The sequence below is a fragment of the Intrasporangium sp. DVR genome, assembly GCF_040365325.1.
GTDB lineage: Bacteria > Actinomycetota > Actinomycetes > Actinomycetales > Dermatophilaceae > Intrasporangium.
Genome location: NZ_BAABZW010000016.1, coordinates 22,240 through 44,423 on the forward strand (window position 1 = coordinate 22,240; position 22,184 = coordinate 44,423).

Here is a 22,184-nt window from a genome sequence, read left to right on the forward strand (position 1 = left end):
GTGACCTCCGACGACCTCTTCGGCGCCGCCTCCGCCGCGGAGCGGGGCGAGCGGCCGCCCTCGGCCGGCGGCGCCCCGCTCGCCGTTCGGATGCGTCCCCGCTCCCTCGACGAGGTCCGTGGGCAGGACGCCGTGCTGCGCCCCGGCTCGCCCCTGCGACGTCTGATCGAGGGTAGCGGGGGACCGGCCGGACCGCTCTCCGCCATCATCTGGGGCCCACCGGGCACCGGCAAGACGACGCTCGCCCACCTCGTCGCCACCGCGGCCGACCGGCGCTTCGTCGAGCTGTCGGCGGTCACCGCGGGCGTCAAGGACGTGCGGACGGTGATGGAGGCCGCGGTGCGGGAGCGCGACCTGTACGGGCGGGAGACGGTGCTCTTCCTCGACGAGATCCATCGCTTCACCAAGGCACAGCAGGACGCCCTGCTGCCCGGGGTGGAGAACCGCACGGTCATCCTCGTCGCGGCCACTACCGAGAACCCGTCGTTCAGCATCATCGCGCCACTGCTGTCCAGGTCCGTCCTCGTCACCCTCGGCTCCCTGTCCGACGAGGACCTGCGCGAGGTCGTCGGCGCCGCCCTGGTCGACGAGCGCGGCTTCGCCGGCGCGCACACGATCGACGACGATGCGATGGACCACCTGGTGCGCACGTCAGGGGGCGACGCGCGTCGGGCCCTGACCTCCCTGGAGGCGGCTGCCGGAGTGGCCCTCGACGCGGAGCCGGCCGGACGGACCGACGAGTCCGCGGTGCCGATCCGGGTGGGACACGTCGAGCAGGCCATCGCCCACGCCGCCGTCCGCTATGACCGTGCCGGTGACCAGCACTACGACGTCGCCAGCGCCCTGATCAAGTCGATGCGAGGCAGCGACGTCGACGCCGCCCTGCACTACCTGGCCCGCATGCTCGAAGCGGGCGAGGACCCCAGGTTCATCGCCCGGAGGATCGTCATCGCGGCCAGCGAGGACGTCGGCATGGCGGACCCGACCGCGTTGCAGACAGCGGTCGCAGCGATGCACGCCGTGGCCCAGATCGGGATGCCCGAGGCGCGCATCATCCTCGCGCAGTCCGTCGTCCACAACGCGCTGGCGCCGAAGTCCAACGCCGCCTACACGGGGATCAACGCGGCCATCGCCGACGTGCGGGCGGGCCGGGGCGGGGCGGTCCCCGCCCACCTGCGCGGCAGCGGCTACGCGGGGGCCCAGCGGCTCGGGCACGGGGATGGCTACGTCTATGCCCACGACGAGCCCGACGGCGTCGCTCGACAGCAGTACCTCCCCGACGACCTGCACGGGCGCACCGAGTACTACGTGCCGACCAACCGGGGCTTCGAGGAGCGTCTTCGGACCAGGCTCGAGTGGTTGCGCGAGCGCCTCGGCCGGGGACCGGACCAGGACGGCTGACCTGATCTGAGGCTGGCCGGCGCACGACCTGCGGCTCATCGGCCGAACTGCGTAACGATTTGTCAATTTTGACCCCCGCAACAGGTGCCCGGGCCTCCGTCTGTGGCAGAGTCGCCGTCGGTTCCGTGACGGGGTCGACCTGACAGCCGCTCCTCCGTCTGCGACACCGCCGTCGGCGGGCCACCCCCGACCTCCCTCGTTCCACCTGATCCCCTCGATCTCCTTGATCCGCAGGACGGAGACATCGCGTTGACCACTCCGGGCGCTGCCACGGGCGCCTTCCTCCACACCGCCGTGGGACCCTCCGTCGAGCTCGCCCCGGAGGCCCCGCCGCAGGCGCCCGGCCCTCTCTCCACCCGGGCGGGCCGCTCTCCCGGGCAGGTGGCCTGGGACCGCCTCCGGAGGGACAAGGTGGCGATCGTCTGCGCGAGCGTCGTCCTCTTCTTCGTCTTCGTCGCCGTCTTCGCCCCCCTGCTGACCAGCCTCCAGGCGGTGGACCCGGTCACCGGCACCGAGGCGGACCCCTACACCGCCCACACCGAGCTGCTCGACCTCAACGGCTTTCCGAGCGAGGGGATGAGCGCCGCGCACTGGCTCGGAATCGAAAAGGGCCTCGGCCGTGACCTCTTCGCCCGCTGGGCCCACGGCGCCCGACCCTCGCTCGTCATCGGCTTCGCCGCGGCCGCGCTCTCGACCGTCCTCGGGGTGACGTTCGGTCTCCTCGCCGGCTATCTCGGGGGTGTCGTCGACCGCATCGTCTCCTGGGTCATCGACTTCTTCCTCAGCCTGCCGCTGCTCCTGCTGATCATCGCCGTGGTGCCCATCGTCGAGCTGCGGTTCGGCGAACGGGGCTCCCTCACCGCCGAGCAGACGTCGACCATCCGCTTCTGGATCGTCATGGCGGTCCTCGTGACGTTCGGCTGGATGGCTCTGGCCCGCCTCGTCCGAGGTGAGGTGGTCAGTCTGCGCGAGCGGGAGTTCGTCCAGGCCGCGCGGGGGATCGGCGTCCCCACCCATCAGATCCTCTCTCGGGAGATCCTGCCCAACCTCGTCGGGCCGATCATCGTCTCCGCCTCGATCGCGGTCCCCGCCTACATCACTGCGGAGGCCACGCTGACGTTCCTCGGCGCCGGCCTCGTCGAGCCCACAGCGACGTGGGGCCGGACCATCGCCGACGCGCAGAACTCCTTCCAGAGCTACCCCCTGTGGCTCTGGCCCCCAGTCCTCAGCATCTCGGCCCTCGTGCTCGCCCTCACCCTGCTGGGTGACTCGATCCGAGACGCCTTCGACCCGACGACCCGCCGCTAGTCGGCGGATCCCTGGACACCGACCGATCCGACCAACCCATCGACCTGCCCGGCACGGAGCAGGGAGAGCAACGCAAGGGAGCCACCAATGCGCTGGACCAAAGTCCTGACCGTGGGAGCCGCGGTCTCGCTCGGATTCGTCGCGGCCTGTGGAGCGCCGACGCCCACGGAGCCGACGGACGTGGTTCAGTTCGACAAGTCGACCATCGCGACGGCCACGTCGGGGATGCTCCCCGACGTCAAGGGGCCCGCACCGGAGGTCGCCGGTGCCCAGCGCGGCGGCATCCTCACCGTGCCGTACTTCTCGACGCCCGCGAACTTCGACCCCAGCGACCAGTACTTCAACGACACCCTGACGATCCTCGGCCTCACCCACCGGGCGCTGACTGCCTACGCCTACATCGACGGGCAGTCGGTGCTGGTGCCCGACCTCGCCACCGACCTCGGGCAGGTGTCCGAGGACGGTCTGACCTTCACCTTCACGCTCAAGGACGGCATCACCTACGAGGACGGCGCCCCGGTGACGGCGCAGGACGTGGTGTTCGCGCTCAAGCGGTCCTTCGACAAGGACCTCGCCCAGAACGCCCCCACCTACCAGCGCGAGTTCTTCAAGGGTGGCAGCACGTACGACGGCCCCTACCAAGGCGATCCGAAGTGGAAGGGAGTCGAGGCCCGAGGTGAGAAGACGATCCTGATCCGCCTCGAGAAGCGCTTCGAGTCGCTGCCGTACTTCGCCGCCTACCCGCAGTTCTCGCCGATCCCGCAGGCCAAGGACAAGAAGCAGGACTACACGCTCCACCCGCTCGCCACCGGCCCCTACAAGTTCAAGAGCTACACCCCGGGGTCAGAGCTCATCCTCGAGCGCAACCCCGAGTGGGACCCGGCCACGGACCCGGCCCGCAACGACTACGTCGACGGGTTCCACTTCAAGTTCGGGGTCGAGGACGTGAAGGCGCAGACCGCGATCCTCTCCAGCAACGGCGTCGACGCGACGTCCCTCAACTGGAGCCCGATCGACTCGTCCCTCGTCGAGCAGATCGAGGGCCCGAAGAAGGCGCAGTTCGTCGAGGGTCCTTCCTCGTGTGTCTACACCCTGAACCTCGACGTGCGGAAGATCCCGCTCGAGGTCCGCAAGGCCATCGCCGTCGCCTACCCGTTCGACTCGGTCCGCAAGGCAGGTGGGCAGTCCACGCACGCCTACCTGCCCGGGACGACGTTCATCCCACCGCAGGTGCCGGGATGGCTGGACTACCCGGGCGTGGAGGGCTTCGACGGCACCGGCGACGGCGACGCGGAGAAGGCCCGCACGATGCTCGCTGACCTCGGCTATGGACCCAACCGGCCCTTCGAGCTGAGCTACTACTACGAGAAGGACTCCGCCGTCGCCCAGCGCGTCAACCAGGTCCGCAAGCAGAAGCTCGAGGCCGCCGGCTTCAGGGTCGTCGACAAGGGCGTGCCGGCCAAGGAGCGCCGCGAGCTCGCGGGCACCATCGACGCGCCGGTGAACATGCTGCAGAGCCCGGCCGGCTGGTGCTACGACTGGCCGTCAGCGGACTCGATCTTCCCGCCCATGGTCTCCTCGGTCGCCGTCTCGCAGGGAGCCACGAGCTGGGGGAACATCTCCGAGGAGAAGATCGACCAGAAGATCCGCCGCATCCAGGAGCTGCCCATCGCTGACCAGGGGCCGGAGTGGGGCAAGTTCGACAAGTGGCTCTTCGAGAGCTACCTGCCAGCCATCCCGTACCAGTACAGCAAGGGCAACGCGGTGTTCGGGACCAAGGTCCGCAACGTCGTCAACGACCCGCACCACGGGATGCCGATCATGACGCAGATCTGGATCGAGCAGTAGGGGAGCCGCTCACCGCTCCCACCGGTAGGGCCGCGAGCGACCCTCGCGCCCACCTCTCGACCACGGAAGGCATCACGTGCTCACGTACGTCCTGCGACGCATCGGCCTCGGACTGACCGTCCTGCTGGCCACGCTCGTCGCCGCGTTTCTCCTCTTCTTCGCCGGACCGGCCGACCCCGCTCAGGCGATGTGCCCGGAGCAGAGGTGCAGCCCCGAGCGTCTGACCGAGATCCGGGAGAACCTCGGGCTCGACCGGCCGCTCGCGGCGCAGTTCACCGAGTACTTCGGTGGCCTCTTCGTGGGCCGCGACTTCGAGTTCGCCGGCGACGTGGTGCACTGCAGCGCGCCGTGCCTGGGGGTGTCCTTCCTCACGAAACGGCCCGTCGCCGAGGAGATCTTCACCCGCTTCCCGGCCACGGCGCTGCTCGCCCTCGGGACCGTCGCGGTCTTCCTCGCCGTCGGCATCACCATCGGCGTGGTCACGGCGAGGGCCCGCGGCAGCGCACTGGACCGGCTGCTCATCGGCGGGTCGCAGGCCTTCGGGGCCATCCCGTACTACGTCGTCGCGCTCGTCTTCGCGCTCTACCTGACCCGGATCCACGGGATCCTCCCGCAGGCAGTTCCGTTGTCCGACGGCCTGCCGGGGTTCCTCGCGGGCCTCCTCGCTCCGTGCCTGATCCTCGGGTTGGTCTACTCGGCCGGCTACGCCAGATACACGCGGAGCTCGATGATCGAGACCCTCGCGACCGACTATGTGAGGACCGCTCGGTCGAAGGGCATCAGCGAGGGCAGGGTGCTGCGCACCCATGCGCTCCGAGGGGCGCTCGGACCGGTCGTGACCATCCTCGGTCTCGACGTCGCGGCGCTGCTCTCGGGGACACTCGTCACCGAGAAGATCTTCGAGATCGACGGCATCGGCAAGCTGTCGATCGACGCCTTGGTCCGGGACGACCTGCCGATCATCATGGGCACGGTCCTCGTCACCGCGGTGCTCGTCGTCACGATGAACCTCGTCGTCGACATCGCCTACTCGCTCATCGACCCCCGAGTGAGGCTCTCGTGACCGCCGCGCAGCCGTGGTCCGATGACGTGGTCCTCGACGTCACTGCCCTCTCGGTCGCCTTCCCCGCCGACGAGGGCGTCGTCCGTGCCGTCTCCGACCTCAGCTACCGGGCCCGCCTCGGACGCACCCTGGCCATCGTGGGGGAGTCGGGCTCCGGCAAGTCCGTCGCGAGCATGGCGGTGCTCGGCCTGCACGACCCGAGCCGGACCAGGATCACGGGCAGCATCCGCCTGGACGGCCACGAGCTGGTCGGCGCGCCCGAGTGGGTCCTCCAGAGCGTGCGCAGCACCCATGCTGCGATGGTCTTCCAGGACCCGTTGAGCGCACTGCACCCGTTGCACAGGGTGGGCGCGCAGATCGCGGAGGCGTATCGGGCTCACCATGAGGTGAGCAGGGCGACCGCGCAGCGGCGTGCGGTCGAGATGCTCGACCGGGTCGGCATCCCCAACCCGGACCGTCGGGCGAAGCAGTTCCCCCACGAGTTCTCCGGCGGGATGCGCCAGCGCGCCATGATCGCGCTCGGCCTCGTCAACAACCCCAGGCTGCTCATCGCCGACGAGCCGACGACCGCGCTCGACGTCACGGTGCAGGCGCAGATCCTCGACCTGGTCCGCGACCTGCAACAGGAGTTCGGCTCCGCCGTCATCCTCATCACGCACGACCTCGCGGTGGTGGCCGAGACGGCCGACGACCTCCTCGTCATGTATGCCGGTCGGGCGGTGGAGCAGGGGGACGCCAAGGCGGTGCTCGCGCGACCCTCGCATCCCTACACCGCGGGGCTGCTCCAGTCGCTGCTGTCACCCTCCGAGGAGCTCACCGAGCTGCGCACGATCCCGGGCGCGCCGCCGAGCCTGCTGGCGATCCCGCCGGGCTGCTCGTTCCATCCGCGCTGCCCCTTCGCGGACCGGGTCGGGGCACCGTGTCAGACCGTCCTGCCGGGGTGGCGCCCCGCCCCCGGCCTGGTGAACCGGCACCTGCGCTGCCACCTGACCGACCCGGTGGTCGCCATCCAGGAGACGGGAGGCCTTCGATGACCGATGGTGCCCCCCTGCTCCGGGTCACTGACCTCCAGCGGCAGTTCGCGATCCGTGAGATGCGCGGTCTGCGGATGGTGCGGTCGACGCTGAGCGCCGTCGACGGCGTGTCCTTCACGGTCCGCGCCGGCCAAACCCTCGGCATCGTCGGTGAGTCGGGCTGCGGGAAGTCCACCACGGCGCGGCTCGTCACCCGGCTCGACGAGCCGACAGGCGGAAGGATCGAGTTCCGCGGGCGCGACATCACCCACCTGAAGGAGACGCAGCTGCGCTCGTTCCGGCGCCAGGTGCAGATGGTCTTCCAGGATCCCTACAGCTCGCTCAACCCGAGGCACACGGTCGGCACGATCCTCGCGACGCCGCTTCGCGTGCACGGCCTCCATCCCGGGCGGGAGACCGCCCGGGTGATGGAGCTGCTCGAGCTGGTCGGCCTGGCACCCGAGCACGCCCACCGCTACCCGTCCGAGTTCTCGGGTGGTCAGCGGCAGCGGATCGGGATCGCTCGCGCCCTTGCGGTGGAGCCGCGGCTCGTCGTCGCCGACGAGCCGGTCTCGGCGCTCGACGTGTCGATCCAGGCCCAGGTGATGAACCTGCTGGCGCGCCTGCGACGCGAGCTCGGCCTGGGCTTCGTCCTCGTGGCCCACGACCTCGGGGTGGTTCGGCACTTCTGCGACCAGGTGGCGGTGATGTACCTCGGCCGGATCGTCGAGTACGGCGACCGCCGCAAGATCTACGAGGCCCCGGAGCACCCCTACACGCAGGCGCTGCTGTCGGCGGCTCCGGACGTCCGGGTCGCCCGCGGCGGCGCCCCCAGGGAGCGGATCCGGCTGGTCGGCGACGTCCCGAGCCCGGTCGACCCGCCGAGCGGCTGCCGGTTCCGCACCCGGTGCTGGAAGGCGCGGGAGATCTGCGGGCGCGTCGAGCCGCCGCTCGTGTCGACGCAGTCCATGACGGGCCCCGGGAGCCGCCGAGAGGACGGTCTGCACCTGCACGCCTGCCACTTCCCACAGGTGCGGGACGGACTGCACGGCGAGGTCGCCGGGTCCGTGCCCGGCCGTCCCCCCGCGGCAGCACCCGGCCCGGAGAGGGTGCCCACGCCCTGAACCTCCGGTGAGCCCCGGGGCGTGAGGACCCCACCACCCACGTGGGCGGGCTGCTCCTCGGGAGCCGGCCCAGCGGCATACGGCACGAGGGGGCGTATGCCGCTGGGCTCGGCCGGCGGGCAACCCGACCTGCGCTTTGGGCGGGCTCCGTGTCGGTCGGCTAGGGTGAGAGGCCATGGATGTGTGCGAGATGACCGGCCCGACGCCGTGGCGCCGGACGGGTGTGCGAGTCGCCGGGTGGGCCCGAGCTCCCCGGGGGTCAGCCGCGCGCGCGTGAGCCCCGGTTGCCCCCGCCCCGACCTCATCCCACCCACATCAGCAAGGATCTGAACTCATGGAAACCGCCGAGATCAGGCGACGCTGGCTCTCCTTCTTCGAGAGCCGCGGCCACACGGTCGTCCCGAGCGCCCCGCTCGTGCACGACGACCCCAACCTGCTGTTCGTCAACGCCGGGATGGTGCCGTTCAAGCCCTACTTCCTCGGCCAGGAGACCCCGCCCTACGCCCGCGCGACCAGTGTCCAGAAGTGCGTGCGCACCCTCGACATCGAGGAGGTCGGGAAGACGACGCGGCACGGCACCTTCTTCCAGATGAACGGCAACTTCAGCTTCGGCGACTACTTCAAGGAAGGGGCCGTCGCGCTCGCCTGGGAGCTGGTCACGACGCCGCAGGGCCAGGGCGGCTACGGCTTCGACGAGAAGGACCTCTACGCCTCCGTCTACCACGAGGACGAGGAGGCGATCGCGATCTGGAAGCGCGTCGCCGGCCTGCCCGACGACCGCATCGTGCGGCTCGGCAAGAAGGACAACTACTGGAACATGGGCGTCCCCGGGCCGGGTGGACCGTGCTCCGAGATCCTCATCGACCGCGGGCCCGAGTTCGGCGCCGACCGTGACTGGGAGGCGGGCGACCGCTACCTCGAGTTCTGGAACCTCGTCTTCATGCAGGACGACCTGTCCGCCGTGCGCGCCAAGGACGACTTCGACATCGCCGGCCCGTTGCCCAAGCGCAACATCGACACCGGGCTGGGCCTCGAGCGGGTGGCCTACCTGCTGCAGGGCGTCGACAACATCTACGAGATCGACGAGGTCTTCCCCGTCATCGCGGCCGCCGAGGACCTGTCGGGTCGGCGCTACGGCGCCAACCTCGAGGACGACGTGCGTTTCCGCGTCGTCGCCGACCACGTGCGGTCCGCCCTGATGCTCATCGGCGACGGGGTCACGCCCGGCAACGAGGGCCGTGGCTACGTCCTGCGCCGGCTCCTTCGTCGTGCGGTCCGCTCGATGCGGCTGCTCGGCGTCGACGCGCCCACGCTGGAGCACCTGCTGCCGGTCAGCAAGGAACGGATGAAGGCCTCCTACCCGGAGCTCGAGACCGGCTTCGGCCGGATGAGCCAGGTCGCCTACGCCGAGGAGGACGCGTTCCGACGCACCCTCACCGCCGGCACGACGATCCTCGACGTGGCGGTCGCGAAGGCGAAGTCGAGCGGTTCGGCGACGCTGAGCGGGTCCGAGGCGTTCCAGCTGCACGACACGTACGGCTTCCCGATCGACCTCACCCTCGAGATGGCCGCCGAGCAGGGACTCAACGTCGACGAGGCCGGCTTCCGGCGGCTGATGGCCGAGCAGCGCGACCGCGCCAAGGCCGACGCGAAGTCGAAGAAGATGGCGCACGGGGACCTGTCCGTCTACCGGCAGGTCGCCGACTCCCTCGGACGTGACGTCGAGTTCACCGGCTACGACGAGGTCGTGTCGGACTCCCGGGTCCGCGGCCTGATCCGGGAAGGACAGCTCGTCCCGTCGGCGCGCGCCGGGGACGAGGTCGAGGTCGTGCTCGACCGCACTCCGCTCTACGCCGAGTCCGGTGGCCAGCTCGCCGACCAGGGCAGGATCCGGCTGTCCAACGGCGCCCTCATCGAGGTCCGCGACGTGCAGAAGCCGATCAACGGCCTCATCGTCCACCGGGCCACCGTCCTCGAGGGTGAGGCCGTGACGGGTGACGACGCCGAGGCTGTCGTCGACGTCGTGCGCCGTCGTTCCGTCTCCCGGGCCCACACGGCGACGCACATGGTGCACCAGGCCCTGCGTGAGGAGCTCGGCGACACCGCGACCCAGGCGGGTTCGGAGAACTCTCCGGGGCGGCTGCGCTTCGACTTCAAAGCGCAGAGCCCCGTCCCGGCGGAGGCGATGGCCGACATCGAGGCCAAGGTCAACGCCGTGCTGCTCGACGACCTGGCCGTGACCGCAGACATCATGTCGCTGGACGAGGCTCGCCGGATGGGCGCTCTCGCGCTGTTCGGTGAGAAGTACGGCGACCGGGTCCGCGTCGTGTCGATCGGCGACTGGTCGATCGAGCTCTGTGGTGGCACCCACGCGCTGCGGGTGGGTCAGCTCGGGGTCGTCAAGCTCCTCGGCGAGGCGTCCATCGGCTCGGGTGTCCGGCGCGTCGAGGCCCTCGTCGGCGCGGACGCCTACCACCACCTTGCTCGCGAGGCGGCCATCGTCGGCCAGCTGACCGACCAGCTCAAGGTGCGCAAGGAGGAGCTGCCCCAGCGGATCGCGAGCATCCTGTCGAAGCTCAAGGAGGCCGAGAAGGAGATCGCCGCGGTGAAGCAGGCGCAGGTCCTCGGGGCCGCCTCGGGGCTCGTCGCCACGGCCCGCGACATCGGTGGCGTCACCTTCGTCAGCCACGACGCAGGCGAGGACGTCACCGCCGACGACCTGCGCGCCCTCGTCCTCGACGTGCGTCGTCGGCTGGGCACCGACCGCCCCAGCCTCGTCTCCATGGCATCGGTCGCGAACGGTCGTCCGATCGTCATCGTCGCGACCAACGACCGGGCGCGGGAGGCCGGCCTCAAGGCCGGGCTGTTCGTCAGGACGGCGGCCCAGGTGCTCGGCGGGGGCGGCGGCGGCAAGGACGACATCGCCCAAGGGGGCGGCACCGACGCCTCGATGGTCTCGGCTGCGCTCGGTGCCGTCGAGCAGCAGCTCCACCAGCGAGGCGCTTGACGGTGTCGTCCCGACCCGGAGTGCGGATCGGCGTCGACGTGGGCAACGCCCGCGTCGGCGTCGCCGCGTCGGACCCCTCGGGCTCGTTCGCGCACCCGGTGCAGACCCTCGCCCGGGACGAGCGCACGTCCGCTGACATCGAGGCGATCGCCACGCTGGCCGCCGAACGGGGGGCCGTGGAGGTGGTCGTCGGCCTGCCCAGGCTCCTGTCCGGCACGGAGGGCGAGGCAGCCCGGGCCGCCCGCGCCTACGCCGCTCGGCTGGCCGCGCGGGTCGCGCCGGTGCCGGTGCGGCTCGTCGACGAGCGCTTGACCACCGTGGCGGCGCACAAGAGACTACGCGACAGCGGAGTGCCCGGTCGGGGGCAGCGGTCCGTCGTCGACCAGGCAGCGGCCGTGCTCATCCTGCAGTCCGCGCTGGACGCGGAGGCGTCCGCGGGTAGGCCTGCAGGTGAGATCGTCGGGCTCGGCAAACCACGGAAGAAGGAACGTCGTCGATGAAGGACCACCTCGAGACCTCCATCTTCGGTGACGAGGAGGACCCACGCGACCCCGCGCCGCCGACCACGCCGCCGCCTCGGACGCGGCGCGAGGCTCGTGAGGCCGAGCTCGCCGCGCAGCGTCACGGCCGGCGCACGCCCGGCGACACCAAGGGCAAGCCCTCCGTGCTGCGCCGTCTCGCCGTCATCCTCCTCGCCCTCGCCATCGTCGGGGGCGGGGCCGCGGTGGCCTTCACCTTCCTGCGGCCGATGGTCGCGGGCCTGTTCGAGTCGAACGACTATCCCGGGCCGGGCGGCGGGGCGGTGCGCGTGACCGTGGCGCAGGGCGCCGGGGGCTCGGCGATCGCGCAGGTCCTCGCTGAGCAGGACGTCGTCAAGTCGACGAAGGCCTTCATCGAGGCGGCCCAGGAGAACCCCGAGAGCGCCGGGATCCAGCCGGGGGTCTACGAGATGCGCAAGCAGATGAAGGCGACCGACGCCCTCGCCATCCTCGTCGACCCCGGCAACCGGATCGTCACCCGCGTCGTCGTGCCGGAGGGGAAGTGGGCCAAGGAGGTCTACCCGATCCTGGCCGAGGCGACCGGCATCCCCGTCGCGGAGTACACCCGGGCAGCCAAGGACGGCGACGCACTCGGGCTGCCGGCGTCCGCCAAGGGCAACGTCGAGGGGTACCTCTTCCCGGCCAGCTACGAGTTCGAGCCGGACAGCACGGCAGCCGACCACCTCGCCCAGATGGTCGCCGAGACGACCAAGCGACTCGAGGCGCTGGGGGTGACGGCGGAGCGGATGGAGCACACGATGATCGTGGCCAGCCTCGTCGAGGCCGAGGCCCGATTCGAGGAGGACCGACCGAAGGTGGCCCGGGTCGTCGAGAACCGCCTCGCCCAGGACATGCCGCTCCAGTTCGACTCCACCGTCAACTACGCCATCGGCAAGCACGGCATCACGACGACGGATGCCGACCGGGGCAGCAGCAGCCCCTACAACACCTACCGGGTCAAGGGCCTGCCGCCGGGGCCGATCGGAAACCCCGGCGAGAGCGCGATCAGGGCCGCCGCGCAGCCCGCGGACGGTCCGTGGCTGTACTTCGTCACCGTGGACCCGGGCAAGGGGACGACGAAGTTCGCGGTCACCTTCGAGGAGCACCAGGCCAACGTCGCCGAGTTCCAGGCCTGGTGCCAGGCCAACAAGGGCAAGTGTTGAGCGCTCGGCTCCCGGCTCGCCGGCGCGAGGGGCAGGATCGCCGGGATGGGTGGTGACGTCGCCCCGCACCTCGCGAGGGCCCGGTGCGCGGTCTGGGGCTCCCCGATCAGACACTCACTCTCGCCGGTGCTGCACCGAGCTGCATACGCCGCGCTGGGCCTGCGCACCTGGAGCTACGAGCGCCGTGACGTCGACGAGCACGGCTTCGCGCGCGCCTTCGCCGAGCTCGACGAGTCGTGGCGAGGACTGTCGCTGACGATGCCGCTCAAGGAGGTCGGCCTGGCGGCCGCCGACCTCGTCGCGGGCACGGCCGCCGACACCGGGGCGGCCAACACGCTCGTCCGCGGATCCGAGGGGTGGACCGCTCACAACACCGACGTGCACGGGATCGCCGTCGCCCTGCGCGAGGCCGGGTGCGGCGCGACGACCCACGCCCTGGTCGTCGGCAGTGGTGCGACCGCGCGGTCTGCGGTGGCGGCGTTGGCCACGTCAGGCACGCGGCGCATCACGTTCATGGTTCGCGACCGGGCGCGCTCCGCCACGGTCGAGCAGGCCCGGCGGGCCGGGTTCGAGGTCGACGAGGTCCCGATGGGCCACTGGCGGCTCGCGGACGTCGTCATCAGCACGGTTCCCCCAGCCGCCATCGCCGGGCTGGACGGCTTCCCGCGTCCTCTGCCGGGGGACCGGACGCGCACCCTGCTCGACGTCGTCTACGGCGAGGGGTCCACGCCCCTCGAGGGGGCGGCAGCGGCGGCCGGGTGGACGGTCCAGCACGGGACCGTCATGCTCCTGCACCAGGCGACCGAGCAGGTCCGGCTGATGACCGGACGCCCGGCGCCCCTCGAAGCGATGCGGTCCGCGCTGGAGGCAGCGCTCGCGCAGCGGCCCGCCCGATGACCTGGGTCGACTTCCCGGCGACGCCGTGGTGGTACGTCGCCGTCCTCATGGTCGCCGGTGCCGCGGTCGGAGGGGTCCTCGCCACGCAGCTGCGCAGCCTCGAGTACCGCCTGGACCACGAGACGGGGCGGGGCCCTCGCGCCCCCGGCTGGGCGGTCGCCGGCGGCGTCGCGCTCCTGTGGGGACTGCTCGCCTGGCGGTTCGGCCCCGCCGCCGAGTACGCGCTTGCCCCGGCCTACCTCGGATTCGCCGTCGTGGGCGTGGCCCTGGTCTGGGTCGACATCGATGTCCATCGTCTGCCACACGGCCTGACCCGACCGGCCTACCCGATGCTGGCCGGACAGCTCGCGCTGGCGTCCTGGGCATCCGGCAACTGGGGCGCGTTCGGCCGCGCCGTGATCGCCGGCGCCGTCCTCTGGGGCGTCTACCTCCTGCTGGCCCTCCTGGCGGCGCTGCTCCGCAGTGGGTTCGGGCTCGGTGACGTCACCTTGGCCGGACTCGTCGGCCTGGCCACCGGCTACGTCTCGGCCTGGGGCCCCGTGGTCGCGACCTACGCCGCGTTCCTGCTCTCGGGCGCGTACGGCCTCGGGCGGATCATCGTGCGCCGAGGGACGCGCAAGGACCACATCGCCTTCGGTCCGTGGATGCTCGTCGGGGCCCTCGTCGCCCTGGTCACGCAGGTGCGTCTGTTTCCCTGACGCAGGCGGCCGTGGCCGCGGACGACGGGCTGGTCTCCCGGGCTCTCGGCGATCTCCACCCGAGAGCGCTGAGTCGTCCAGGGCGGGCCCGCGGCCACGGGCCGGTGACGACGTGCCAGACCGCGCGAGCCCGTCCCGGCTGGCGGGCGCCCGCCGAGGCGCCCGTCAACCGCGTGGGAGGATCGACCCATGTTGCGATGGTTGACCGCTGGAGAGTCGCACGGGCCCGCTCTCGTGGCCATGGTGGAGGGTCTCCCAGCAGGGGTCCGGGTGACCTCGCAGGACCTGCAGGGTGCCCTCGCCCGCCGACGGCTCGGCTACGGCCGGGGGGCCAGGATGAAGTTCGAGCAGGACGAGGTCGAGTTCCTCGGTGGCGTGCGGCACGGGATCACCCTCGGCTCCCCGATCGCGATCCGCGTCGGCAACTCCGAATGGCCCAAGTGGACGACGGTGATGAGCCCGGAGCCGGTGAGTGCGGCTGACCTGGCCGCCGCGGACGACGTCAACGCGGAGAAGGAGATCGCCCGCAACAAGCCGCTGACGCGTCCTCGCCCGGGTCACGCCGACCTGGTCGGCATGCAGAAGTACGGCCACGACGACGCGCGTCCCGTGCTCGAGCGGGCATCCGCACGAGAGACGGCCGCACGAGTGGCTCTGGGTGAGGTCGCTGCCCGCTTCCTGGAGCAGGCCTATGGCATCCGTCTCGTCTCCCACACCGTCGCCATCGGGACGGCGGCGGTCGGGTCCGCAGCGGTGCTGCCGACCCCCGATGACGTGGAGCGTCTCGACGCGGACCCGGTGCGCACGCTCGACGAGCCGGGATCCGCGGCGATGGTCGCCGAGGTCGACGCGGCCCGCAAGGACGGCGACACCCTCGGAGGTGTCGTCGAGGTGCTCGCGTACGGCCTGCCCCCGGGCCTCGGGTCGCACGTGCACTGGGACCGCAAGCTCGATGCCCGCTTGGCTGCCGCGCTGATGAGCATCCAGGCGATCAAGGGGGTCGAGGTCGGCGACGGCTTCGAGACGGCCCGGCGTCGCGGGTCCGAGGCGCACGACGAGATGGATGTCGTCGACGGCAGGATCCGGCGTCGCACGGGCCGGGCCGGCGGCACCGAGGGCGGCATGTCCACCGGCCAGCCGCTGCGCGTGCGCGCCGCGATGAAGCCGATCAGCACCGTGCCTCGGTCGTTGGCGACGATCGACGTCGCCACCGGTGAGCCGGCCACGGCGATCCACCAGCGCTCCGACGTGTGTGCCGTGCCGGCGGCCGGCGTCGTGGCGGAGGCCATGGTCGCGCTGGTCCTGGCCGAGGCGTGCCTCGAGAAGTTCGGTGGGGACTCGGTCGCGGAGACTGCCCGCAACCACACCGCCTACCTCGCGGGGATCCCGGAGGGGCTGCGCACATGGTGACCCGGGCCGACCGCCCCGTCGTCGTCCTCGTCGGGCCGCCCGGTGCGGGCAAGTCCACGGTCGGTCGGCTGCTTGCCGCCGAGCTGGGGACGAGTCTGCACGACACCGACGCCGCCATCGAGGCGGCCGCAGGCAAGTCGATCTCCGACATCTTCGTCGACGACGGCGAGCCCGCCTTCCGGGAGCTGGAACGGGCCGAGGTGGCTCGCGCCCTGTCCGAGCAACGCGGTGTCGTCGCCTTGGGCGGCGGGGCGGTGATGGACCCGCGCACCGAGCGGGCGCTCGAGGGGCACGTCGTCGTCTTCCTGGACGTGGCCATCGCCGACGCGAGCAAGCGGGTCGGTTTCGACCGTTCCCGGCCGCTGCTCACGGTCAACCCGCGAGCCTCATGGGTCGCCATGATGAACGCCCGTCGCGCGACCTACGAACGCGTGGCGACGCATCGAGTGGACACCGCCGGCCGCACCGCCGAGGACGTCGCGGCCGAGGTGGCGGGCCTGCTCGAGGAGGCCAACGCATGACGGAGGAGCCCGCGGCGAGCCAGACGGTGATCAGAGTGGGGGACGACTACGACGTCGTCATCGGCTCCGGCATCCTCGACCGTGTCCCCGATCTCATCGGTGAGCAGGCCGAGCGCGTCCTCGTCGTCCACCCGCCGACCCTGCGCGATCTTGCCCGCCGGGTGGCGTCCTCGATCTCCACCAAGGGGTATGCCGCTGAGCTCGCCGAGGTGCCCGACGCGGAGTCCGCCAAGACGTCCTCCGTCGCAGCCTCGCTCTGGGAGCGCCTCGGTCGGTCGGCCTTCACCCGGACCGATGCGGTCGTCGGGGTGGGCGGGGGGACCGTCACCGACCTCGCGGGCTTCGTCGCCGCGACCTGGCTCCGGGGGGTGCCGGTCGTGCAGGTGCCGACGACACTGCTCGGGATGGTGGACGCGGCCGTCGGCGGCAAGACCGGTATCAACACGGCTGAGGGCAAGAACCTCGTCGGGGCCTTCCACCCACCGGTCGGGGTGCTCTGCGACGTCGACGTGCTGGCGACGCTGCCGCAGGCCGACTTCGTCGGCGGCCTCGCGGAGGTCATCAAGTGCGGCTTCATCGCCGACCCGGTCATCCTCGACCTCGTCGCCGCAGACCCGGCCGCGGCCACGCGCGCGGACAACCCGCATCTGCGTGAGCTCATCGCGCGGGCCATCCGGGTCAAGGCCGACGTCGTCGCCGTCGACCTGAAGGACAACGCGGTCCGCGAGATCCTCAACTACGGCCACACGTTCGGGCACGCCATCGAGCAGGTGGAGCGCTACACCTGGCGGCACGGGGAAGCCATCAGCGTCGGCATGGTCTATGTCGCCGAGCTGGCCCGGCTCGCGGGTCACCTGAGCGGTCCGGACGGCGAAGCGCTCGTGGCCCAGCACCGCCGGGTGCTCGAGTCGGTGGGCCTGCCGACGAGCTACCGCGGCGACCGTTGGGAGGCGCTCCTGACCGCCATGCGCCGCGACAAGAAGTCGCGCGGCTCGACGCTGCGCTTCGTCGTCCTGGATGGTCTGGCCGAGCCCGCCCGCCTCGTCGGCCCTCCGGACGAGCTGATGCACACGGCATACGGCCTCGTGTCAGCCGGATGACCTGCTGACGGCAACCGGGTCGCGGGACCTTCGCCCCTCCTGCGTGGCCGACCCTCGGACGACACTGGTGCCGAGAGATCAGGAGGTGGCCGTGATGACGACGACGTTCGACACACGAGCCGGGACCCGAGGCGCCTCCACGCGCTTCCCACGTGCCTTCCGCTGGCTCGACAGGCAGATGAGCCGACCGGCGGCGCGCCAGCTGTTCACCATGGTGGGGATGGGCCAGACCTTGGTGCTGACCACGGTCGGTCGCAGGAGCGGGGTCGAGCGGTCCGTGCGCCTCTGCTGCTTCCCGTCCGAGGGGGGTGGCTGGTTGGTAGTCGCCGCCGCCGGTGGGACTGCTTCGAATCCAGCCTGGTACCACAACGTCGCGGCCCACCCGGACGACCTGTGGATCGAGGTGGACGGTCGGAGGGTTGCCGTGACCGCCGAGCAGCTCCATGGGCAGCAGCGGGAGGCTGCCTGGCGGCAGGTCACTGCGACGTCACGGCAGTTCGCCGGTTTCCAGCGGAAGACCGACCGCGAGCTGCCCGTCATCCGGCTCCTGCCTCGACCGGCTCCTGGGACGACGCAGGACTGACCCGCCGACGCTCGGCACCGCTCACTAGACTGCGCGCATGACGGCACCCACGGTCTTCGTCCTCTCGGGACCCAACCTCAGCCGCCTCGGCACGCGAGAGCCGGACGTCTACGGATCCGACACGCTCGACGACATCCACGCTGCCGTGCAGCGCGAGGCGCGCGAGCTCGGTCTCGTGGCCGACTGCCGCCAGACCAACCACGAGGGTGAGCTGATCGACTGGCTCCACGAGGCGGTGGACGCGAAGGCCGACGTGGTGCTCAACCCCGGCGCCTTCACGCACTACTCCTATGCCGTCCGCGACGCCTGCGCGATCGTCACCACGAGCGGCCGGTCCCTCGTCGAGGTCCACCTGTCCAACCCGGCGACGCGCGAGGAGTTCCGCCACACGTCCGTCATCGCCGGAGTGGCGACCGGCACGATCGCCGGTTTCGGACTGCAGTCCTACCTGCTCGGGCTGCGCGCACTCGTCTAGGTGCGCCCCGACGCGGGGTCACTGCAGCGGCAGGGGGAGGGGCTGCGCGTGCAGCACCGTCAGCTCTGACACCGCCCGGGTGAGAACGACGTAGAGCCGCCGCAGGCCGGTCCTGCCGTCCGGCTCAGCAGCCGCGATCGCCGCCGGCTCGACCACGACGACGCGGTCGAACTCGAGCCCCTTCGCCACCGTGGCGGGCACGAGCTGCAACGGGTGGTCCGCGTCGTCACCGTGGTCGAGGTCGAGTCGTCCGTAGGTCAGGTCCCGGGCGTCGAAGGACGCTGCGATCCGGTCGAGATCGCCGCCGGCGGCAATGACCCCGGTCGAGCCGGGCTCCCCGGCGCGCCCGATGAGCAGCTGCGCGAGACGCTGGTCGAGCGACGCCGGGTCGACGTGCGCGACGGTCAGCACCCCCGGGTTGTCGCGCACCGAGCGGGGAGGGGTGAGCCCGTCGGACATGTGGGGCAGGAGTCGGGCGGCATAGTCGATGACCCGACCCGGCACGCGGAAGCCACGGTCGAGCTCAACGAGCGCATGGCTCGGCTTGCCCAGGTGCGCCATCGCCTCGGACCACGAGCCGGTCGCCCACGGGGTCGTGCCCTGCGCGAGATCGCCGAGGACGGTCGCCGAGCCCGTCGTGCACCGCCGGCCCACCGCGCGCAGCTGCATCGGGGAGAGGTCCTGGGCCTCGTCGACGATCACGTGTCCGAGGCTCGGGGTGCGGGAGAGGAGGTCGGACAGCTCGTCGAGGAGCACGAGGTCCGCGCGGCTCCACCGCGCCGACCCCTTGCTGCGAGGCGGCCGGGGCCAGCCGAGCTGGGCCTGCTCCTCGGGCGTGAGGTCGTCGCCGGCGGCCGCGGCCAACGCGGCGGGGTCCGACCAGAGCCGGTGCAGGACCGAGGTGGCGTCCAGGGCCGGCCACACGGACGCGGTGTAGGCCCGCACCGCGCTCGACTTGGCGACAGCGTCCTGGACGCGATCATCGGGTGCCTCTCCTGACGCCTCCATCTCGAGCAGCACGTGGTGCGCGAGGCGCTGTGGGAGGAGGGCCCGGGCCGCTTCGTAGCGGACGTCGCGGGCCACGAGCTCGTCCAGGACGTCCTGGACCTCGGAGGCGGGAACGCGCCATTTGCGGACTCCCCGCGGCACGACCAGGGGACCCGCAGGGCGACCGACCGAGGACCACACCGCGCGACGCAGGACCGGAGCGAGGCGAGCATCGCCCTTCAGCGCGGCGACCCGTGGATGGTCCTCGGCCCGCACCCGGGCGTGGCCGACGAGCGACTCGATCGTCGCGTGACCGACCCGGATCTCGCCCAACGCGGGAAGGACCGCACCGATGTGGTCGAGGAACGCGCGGTTGGGGCCGATGACGAGCACGCCCGCCCGGTCGAGCCGGTCCCGGAAGGAGTAGAGCAGCCATGCCGCACGGTGCAGCCCCACCGCCGTCTTGCCCGTGCCCGGCGCCCCCTGGACGCAGATGGTCGTGTCCACGTCGCTGCGGACGATCTCGTCCTGCTCGGGCTGGATCGTCGAGACGATGTCACGCATCGGGCCGGTGCGCGGCCGCTCGATCTCGGCGGCGAGCAGCGCGCTGGGACCGGTCCCCACGCCGGCCACGAGGGGCTCGTCCTCCAGTGCGGTCAGCATCCCGTGCTCCACCCCGAAGCGCCGCCGCCGGACCAGCCCCATCGGGTCCGCAGCGGACGCCCGGTAGAACCCGGTCGAGACCGGGGCGCGCCAGTCGACGACGACGGGGTCGCCCGCCCCGTCGGAGACGTGCCTCCGGCCGATGTGGAACGCCTCACCCCCGGGGTGCTCGGACGTGGCGGCCGTGTCGATCCGGCCGAAGAACAGCGTCGTCCTCGGGTCGTCCTGGAGCGAGAGGATCCTCCGGGCTAGCACGCGGGAGAGGACCTCGCCGGAGACCGCGTCACTCGCCCGCGAGGCGTCGAGCGACTCCGCGGCCGTGCGCATGCGCGCCAGCTCGGCCCGGGCCCTGTCCAGGTGCGCCTGCTCGCGGGCCAGCTCAGCATCGAGGCGCGACACGGGGGACCTCTCTCCAGGGGCGACACACCCGTCAGATCGCGACACACCGCGACCGGAAGCCGGTGAGTTGTCGTCTGCTCGGTGTGTCGCGCAGGACGGGACGAGCGGGCCAGCCTACCCGCCGCGCCGCGGCCCGTGCACGTGCGATTCCGCTCCCGCCGTGGCCCGCCGCTAGACTTGCGCGGCAACTCCCCGACATCCGACGCAAACGCCCGGGGGCACCCGCGTGCACGTGCGCGCCGAGCGAGCCCAGCGGCATACGAAAGTGGTACTTCACTCATGGCAACGACCAACGACCTGAAGAACGGCCTGGTGCTCAACCTCGAGGGACAGCTCTGGTCCGTCGTCGAGTTCCAGCACGTCAAGCCGGGCAAGGGCCCGGCCTTCGTGCGCACCAAGCTGAAGAACGTCCTGTCCGGCAAGGTCGTCGACAAGACGTTCAACGCGGGCGTGAAGGTCGAGACGAGCAACGTCGACAAGCGCACCATGCAGTACCTCTACAAGGACGGCGACGACTTCGTCTTCATGGACACCGACACGTACGACCAGCTCCACGTGCCGCAGGCCACCGTCGGTGACGCCGCCAACTACCTCCTCGAGAACCAGAACGCCATCGTCGCCACCAACGAGGGAGTGCCGCTCTACGTCGAGCTCCCGGCCAGCGTCGTCCTCGAGATCACGCACACCGACCCGGGCCTGCAGGGTGACCGCTCGACCGGTGGCACCAAGCCCGCCACGCTCGAGACGGGCGCGCTGATCCAGGTCCCGCTCTTCCTCGAGACCGGCACCAAGGTCAAGGTCGACACCCGCGACGGGTCGTATCTCGGCCGAGTCAACGACTGATCCCGTTGTCCGCACGCACCAAGGCCCGCACACGGGCCCTCGACATCCTCTTCGAGGCCGACCAGCGGGGACTCAACGCCGAGGCGCTGCTCGACGAGCGGCTCAAGGATGCCGAGTCCCGCGCCGGCAACAACCCCTACACCGCGACGCTCGTGCGCGGTGTGGTCGCGAGGTGGCGTGACGTCAACGCCGCCCTCACGGACTACAGCCAGGGGTGGACGCTCGAGCGGATGCCGGCGGTCGACCGGGCGATCCTGCGCCTCGGCGCCTGGGAGGTGCTCTACAACGACGAGATCCCCGACGCCGTCGCGATCTCCGAGGCCGTCGCCCTGGCCACCGAGCTGTCGACGGACGAGTCGCCGACCTTCGTCAACGGCCTGCTCGGTCGCCTCTCCGAGGTCAAGGCGACCATCCTCTGACGACCCGCAGCGGCTGGCCCCACCGGAGTCGTATGCCGTCGGGCTCGCTCCGCGGGCCGCTCCGGTCCCAGCCGGGCGTGGTCGCGGCAGATCGGGCTAGGTTGGCGGGGTGACCGCCCGTCTGCTCGTCGTTCACCACACCCCGTCGCCGGGGACGCAGGAGATCCTCGAGTCGGTGCTCGCCGGAACGCGCGCCGAGGGGATCGAGGGCGTCGAGGTGGACGTCCACCCCGCGCTCTCCGCCACGGCGAGCGACCTGCTGGCAGCAGACGGCCTGCTCCTGGGGACGCCGGCCAACATCGGCTACATGAGCGGGGCACTCAAGCACTTCTTCGACACGGTCTACTACCCGACGTTGACGGCCAGGGCCGGGCTGCCCTACTCCTACTGGGTGCACGGCAACAACGACGTAGAAGGCGCGCGCCGCGCGGTCGAGTCGATCGCCGGAGCGCTCGGCTGGGTGCTGGCGGGGTCCCCACTCCTCGTGGCGGGCGCAGTCGACAAGGCGGTGCGCGAGGCGGCGTTCGAGCTCGGGGGCACACTGGCCGCCTCGCTCATGGAGTGAGGGGCGCTCGGAGCGGGGCCGGCTCGCGTCCTCGTCACACCGCGTCGCGGCGGGCCGCGCGTCCACCAACGGGTCGGTGGCCGGACCACCGCACTGCGGCGGCTACACTTCCGAGCGGAAGACATCCTTTAACCACCGTCCTGTGAGGCGGGGAAGGA

General features: G+C 71.4%; 20 protein-coding genes. 19 read left to right on the forward strand and 1 reads right to left on the reverse strand.

Translation table 11 applies throughout. From position 1 onward, the window contains the following. From ABWV20_RS12170 to aroQ, 16 genes are all read left to right on the forward strand, one after another. Positions 1-1,401 carry a replication-associated recombination protein A gene (locus ABWV20_RS12170; protein ID WP_353355429.1) on the forward strand — a complete coding sequence of 467 codons (1,401 nt, stop codon included), beginning with the start codon at positions 1-3 and terminating at the stop codon, positions 1,399-1,401. A gap of 249 nt (positions 1,402-1,650) precedes the next feature. Continuing rightward, a complete protein-coding gene (locus tag ABWV20_RS12175) occupies positions 1,651-2,709 on the forward strand; it encodes an ABC transporter permease (RefSeq protein WP_353355430.1) in 1,059 nt (352 codons plus the stop codon). Between the two features lie 87 nt (positions 2,710-2,796). Then, positions 2,797-4,557, forward strand: coding sequence for an ABC transporter substrate-binding protein (locus tag ABWV20_RS12180; protein WP_353355431.1), 1,761 nt, complete (start codon positions 2,797-2,799; stop codon positions 4,555-4,557). A gap of 76 nt (positions 4,558-4,633) precedes the next feature. Then, a complete protein-coding gene (locus ABWV20_RS12185) occupies positions 4,634-5,620 on the forward strand; it encodes an ABC transporter permease (protein WP_353355432.1) in 987 nt (328 codons plus the stop codon). After that, the gene (locus ABWV20_RS12190; RefSeq protein WP_353355433.1) at positions 5,617-6,654 is read left to right on the forward strand and encodes an ABC transporter ATP-binding protein; all 1,038 of its coding nucleotides are present in this window, start codon (positions 5,617-5,619) and stop codon (positions 6,652-6,654) included. Before ABWV20_RS12185 ends, ABWV20_RS12190 begins: the two co-directional genes overlap by 4 nt. Further along, entirely contained in the window at positions 6,651-7,757 is a 1,107-nt protein-coding gene (locus ABWV20_RS12195; RefSeq protein ID WP_353355434.1) for an ABC transporter ATP-binding protein, read from the forward strand. Before ABWV20_RS12190 ends, ABWV20_RS12195 begins: the two co-directional genes overlap by 4 nt. A gap of 334 nt (positions 7,758-8,091) precedes the next feature. Then, a complete protein-coding gene (alaS, locus tag ABWV20_RS12200) occupies positions 8,092-10,764 on the forward strand; it encodes an alanine--tRNA ligase (RefSeq protein ID WP_353355435.1) in 2,673 nt (890 codons plus the stop codon). Between the two features lie 2 nt (positions 10,765-10,766). Then, entirely contained in the window at positions 10,767-11,264 is a 498-nt protein-coding gene (ruvX, locus tag ABWV20_RS12205; RefSeq protein WP_353355436.1) for a Holliday junction resolvase RuvX, read from the forward strand. Beyond that, entirely contained in the window at positions 11,261-12,466 is a 1,206-nt protein-coding gene (gene mltG, locus ABWV20_RS12210; protein WP_353355437.1) for an endolytic transglycosylase MltG, read from the forward strand. Before ruvX ends, mltG begins: the two co-directional genes overlap by 4 nt. Positions 12,467-12,511: 45 nt before the next feature. Then, on the forward strand, positions 12,512-13,363 hold the full coding sequence (locus ABWV20_RS12215; protein ID WP_353355438.1) for a shikimate dehydrogenase: 852 nt from the start codon (positions 12,512-12,514) through the stop codon (positions 13,361-13,363). Beyond that, on the forward strand, positions 13,360-14,061 hold the full coding sequence (locus tag ABWV20_RS12220) for an A24 family peptidase (RefSeq protein ID WP_353355439.1): 702 nt from the start codon (positions 13,360-13,362) through the stop codon (positions 14,059-14,061). Before ABWV20_RS12215 ends, ABWV20_RS12220 begins: the two co-directional genes overlap by 4 nt. Before the next feature lie 189 nt (positions 14,062-14,250). Further along, the gene (gene aroC, locus ABWV20_RS12225) at positions 14,251-15,471 is read left to right on the forward strand and encodes a chorismate synthase (RefSeq protein WP_353355440.1); all 1,221 of its coding nucleotides are present in this window, start codon (positions 14,251-14,253) and stop codon (positions 15,469-15,471) included. Further along, the gene (locus ABWV20_RS12230) at positions 15,465-15,992 is read left to right on the forward strand and encodes a shikimate kinase (protein WP_353355441.1); all 528 of its coding nucleotides are present in this window, start codon (positions 15,465-15,467) and stop codon (positions 15,990-15,992) included. The genes aroC and ABWV20_RS12230 overlap by 7 nt, the downstream gene beginning before the upstream one ends. Continuing rightward, positions 15,989-17,092 (forward strand): 3-dehydroquinate synthase, encoded by a 1,104-nt coding sequence (aroB, locus tag ABWV20_RS12235; protein ID WP_353355442.1) that lies wholly within the window; start codon positions 15,989-15,991, stop codon positions 17,090-17,092. Before ABWV20_RS12230 ends, aroB begins: the two co-directional genes overlap by 4 nt. A 94-nt stretch (positions 17,093-17,186) precedes the next feature. After that, the gene (locus tag ABWV20_RS12240) at positions 17,187-17,675 is read left to right on the forward strand and encodes a nitroreductase/quinone reductase family protein (protein ID WP_353355443.1); all 489 of its coding nucleotides are present in this window, start codon (positions 17,187-17,189) and stop codon (positions 17,673-17,675) included. Between the two features lie 37 nt (positions 17,676-17,712). Then, positions 17,713-18,150 (forward strand): type II 3-dehydroquinate dehydratase, encoded by a 438-nt coding sequence (aroQ, locus tag ABWV20_RS12245; protein ID WP_353355444.1) that lies wholly within the window; start codon positions 17,713-17,715, stop codon positions 18,148-18,150. A gap of 18 nt (positions 18,151-18,168) precedes the next feature. On the opposite strand, the gene ABWV20_RS12250 is transcribed toward aroQ, so the two are convergent. Further along, on the reverse strand, positions 18,169-20,199 hold the full coding sequence (locus ABWV20_RS12250) for a HelD family protein (protein ID WP_353355445.1): 2,031 nt from the start codon (positions 20,197-20,199) through the stop codon (positions 18,169-18,171). A 279-nt stretch (positions 20,200-20,478) separates the two neighbouring features. On the opposite strand from ABWV20_RS12250, the gene efp reads away from it, so the two are divergent. From efp to ABWV20_RS12265, 3 genes are all read left to right on the forward strand, one after another. Then, the gene (gene efp / locus ABWV20_RS12255; protein WP_353355446.1) at positions 20,479-21,042 is read left to right on the forward strand and encodes an elongation factor P; all 564 of its coding nucleotides are present in this window, start codon (positions 20,479-20,481) and stop codon (positions 21,040-21,042) included. Between the two features lie 5 nt (positions 21,043-21,047). Further along, complete coding sequence (gene nusB / locus ABWV20_RS12260; RefSeq protein WP_353355447.1) at positions 21,048-21,461, forward strand: transcription antitermination factor NusB; 414 nt, start codon at positions 21,048-21,050, stop codon at positions 21,459-21,461. 109 nt (positions 21,462-21,570) lie between these two features. Continuing rightward, complete coding sequence (locus tag ABWV20_RS12265) at positions 21,571-22,026, forward strand: NAD(P)H-dependent oxidoreductase (protein WP_353355448.1); 456 nt, start codon at positions 21,571-21,573, stop codon at positions 22,024-22,026. The last annotated feature ends 158 nt before the right edge of the window (positions 22,027-22,184 follow it).